The sequence below is a fragment of the Bartonella vinsonii subsp. berkhoffii ATCC 51672 genome, assembly GCF_902825225.1.
Lineage (GTDB): Bacteria > Pseudomonadota > Alphaproteobacteria > Rhizobiales > Rhizobiaceae > Bartonella > Bartonella berkhoffii.
Genome location: NZ_CADEAK010000170.1, coordinates 1 through 443 on the forward strand (window position 1 = coordinate 1; position 443 = coordinate 443).

The 443-nt window shown below is 41.1% G+C and carries 1 pseudogene; it reads right to left on the minus strand.

The features are described from left to right. Window positions 1-443: pseudogene (locus J7R10_RS08780) on the minus strand (glucose-6-phosphate dehydrogenase); the annotation flags it as partial.

Consider the following 443-nt stretch of genomic DNA (forward strand, 5'->3'; position numbering starts at 1 on the left):
AAGATTTGATCTTCATTAAACACTCTTGCAAATTTAACAATGAGTGCAATTGCTGTTCTTACATCACTGCCAATAGGGTTTTCAATAATAACCCGGGTTTTTGGCGTTACCAACCCAGTGTGGCCTTATCTCAGCGCGATCTCATCAAAAAGATGCGAACCAACCGCTAAATAAAAAGCCCGAACATCAGCTGGATTTTTTGACAGCACTAGAGCAAGATCACGCCATCCCCGACCTGATGTAATATCAACAGAAACGTAGGATAAATGCGAAAGAAAACGGTTCAGTTCAATCTGATTGAGATCTTTTGGATGAACATGATTTTCTAGAGAAGCGCGAACAAAATTTTGATAGTCTTCACTATTCAGTGAAGAGCGTGAAACCCCAATAATACGTGTCGGCTCACTCAATTGACCAACACACTGGCAAAGATAGAGAGCTGG